This window comes from Luteibacter sp. P4_D7_3 (assembly GCF_056401735.1).
This window is the reverse complement of sequence record NZ_JBFUIT010000450.1, coordinates 1-2,460: the sequence shown is the minus strand read 5'-3', so window position 1 is coordinate 2,460 and position 2,460 is coordinate 1. Positions and strand designations below refer to the sequence as shown.

3 protein-coding genes are annotated in these 2,460 nt (G+C 62.7%); 2 read left to right on the top strand and 1 reads right to left on the bottom strand.

Features of this window, described 5'->3' with window-relative positions; genetic code table 11:
• On the top strand, positions 1-295 hold a 295-nt coding region (locus AC1DSN_RS21350; RefSeq protein ID WP_477332741.1), incomplete at its 5' end, for a hypothetical protein.
• A complete protein-coding gene (locus AC1DSN_RS21345; protein ID WP_477294646.1) occupies positions 295-1,965 on the top strand; it encodes a CsgG/HfaB family protein in 1,671 nt (556 codons plus the stop codon). The genes AC1DSN_RS21350 and AC1DSN_RS21345, both read left to right, overlap by 1 nt.
• Positions 1,966-2,096: 131 nt before the next feature.
• Here the strand turns inward: AC1DSN_RS21345 and AC1DSN_RS21340 are convergent.
• Positions 2,097-2,460 (bottom strand): Ca2+-dependent phosphoinositide-specific phospholipase C (locus AC1DSN_RS21340; RefSeq protein WP_477332739.1); only part of this gene is annotated, 364 nt, incomplete at its 5' end.

Below are 2,460 nucleotides of genomic sequence, written 5' to 3'. Positions count from 1 at the left end.
GCACTACGCGAACAGCCTTCCGCACTTTGCCCGCGGCGTCGTGGGTACGCGTAACGTGATCACGCAGGTGACGCACTTCACCTCGTCCATGAAGTCCTCCGTAACCGGCGGCGGTCTCGCGGGCTTGGGCGCTGGCACCACCAAGTTGAAAGCGGGATACGTCGTCGCGAAGGGCACGCCGGCTTACTCCAAGAGCGTCTTCGACATGTTCCGTAAGACCATGTCCATCGGCCAAAGCAACGGCGTGAAGGCCCCAGCCGACGCAACGGCCGCCCTGGGCGGACTCGCCCCGTAATGAATCGTCTCGACACTCCCACGCGTAACGTCATTCGCCTCAGCGTCCTCGCGACCGCTGTTGCCCTGGCTGTCGCCTGTCACAAGGAAGAGCCGCCCGCGCCCGCCGCTGGAGCGTCAGCGCCGGCAGCAACGGCTACCGTGGCTGCTGCGCCGTCCGTGGCCCGTCCCAAGCCAGACTTCGGGGGAGTGTCGAGCGAGCACGTCGAGGCGACAGGCGCCGGCCCTACGCTCGACGCAGCTGTCGATCACGCGATTCGCATCGCTATCGAACAGGTCAACGGCAAGAGCGTGGCAGCCGGCTCGACCGCCGTGAACTACACCGCACAGGTCGAGGCCAACGGCGCCCGGCTCGACGTCACGTCGAGTCAGTACGCCGATTGGCTGGCCAGTCACACCCAGGGCGCAGTGACCCACTTCCGCATTCTTTCCCAACAAGAGGTCAACCAGCCGACTTCTTCGGACGAGGAGCATCTGGCCGCCAGCAAGGACGCAAGCTGGAGCAAGGGCAGCGTTGATGCGTCAGCAGAACGGAACGCGGAAGCACATGCCGCTACAGGCGATGCGGAGGTCAGTGCCGCCGGCAGCGAGAAGGCGCGCGTGTCCGGCGACTGGGACAATCAGGAAGGCGCGAGCAAGGTCGACTACAACAAGAAGCACACAGAATTCGGTACGCACTGGGAAGTAAAGATCGCTGCGGATGTCGCGACGTACCACGAAGCAGCCGGTGCGAAGCTCACCCGTGTCGTGGTTGCCCTGCCCCGGTCGGACCAGACGACCTACCGAGTAGGTGACGGCAACATCCCGGCCGACGCGGTCGGCGGGCAGATCCGCACATCGATTAGCAACGCACTTGTGCAGACCCACCGTTTTACCGTTCTCGATCGCGATGCCACCGCCGAGATCTCACAGGAAATCGAGCTGATCAATTCCGGTAACGCGAAGCGAGAAGACACCGCTCGCCTGGGTCAACAGCTAGCAACGGACTTGATCGTCATCCCTTCGATCGACCGCTTCGAGTACTTGCGCCACGAGCGTCAGCTGCGCCTGAGTGATCGCACCCTCGCCAGCTACACCGGCGGTGGCGCCCTTTCCTTCCGTGTCGTCAATGCCGCCACGGGTCAGCTGGTGCTTGCGCAGAGTTTCAAGTACACGTTGCCTGACACAGCACCGACAACGCTTGGCGCCTCGGCAGATGGTCCCAGACTCGCCGCCCTGATGATGGACACCCTGGATGGTCAGATCGTGCACGCCATCATGCAGAATACCTATCCGCTGACGGTGCTTCAGGCCAACGGGAACAAGGTCGTGATCAATCAGGGTGGCGACAACGTCATCGCCGGCACGACCTATGAGGCCGTGACCATGGGTGACGAAGTGACCGATCCGCAGTCGGGTCTATCGCTGGGCCGCGCAGAAACGCCCTGCTGCACCGTCATGATCGATCGCGTCACGCCGAATATGTCGTACGGGCATATTGCAGAGGAAGGGATCGATACTTCGGGATTCAAGCCGGGAGCGATGGAGTTGCGAGACGCGGTAATGACAGCCGCTGCACCTAAGGCCAAGTCCGTTGGGGGCGTGGTGCCGGCCAGAGGCGATACTAGCGGCAAGCCAAAGAACGCGAAGATCGCAGCGGAAAAACCCGTTGGCGAAGATAAGAATTGGTAATTACGCGCATCGCGCTCTGATATTTCTGCAGCGGCGAGCTTGGCTTCATCCGAAACGCGGTTGAACAGCGGCGAAAGCATAGACCATGAGCCTCTCGCCACAACCAAGCGTAGAGGCCCAGGGCAGCGACATCACTTCACAGCAACGTCCAGCGCGGCGTCCTTGCACTGGCCCTTCTTCGTGAGAATCGGGTTGCAACGGACCCTCGCGCCACCGGGGAAACCGACAGCATAGCCGTGTTCCGACGGCTCGCCCGCCGGGTAGTCCGTGCTGATCAACTGCGCGCCACTGCCCAGAACAACATCACGACGTGAGCCGTCGTTCTTAAGGCCCTGCCCTTGTGCAGGATCGTCGGTACGCGCACGCACGATATAGCCCCGACGCACCAGCGCATCGATCTCATCCGCCGAGCACTCGTTGCATTCGGTGAACGCGGCATCCTCGGCGCCCGGCGTGGCGTTGGTGAAGATCAGGCGGCCTCGCAGCGACGGATGG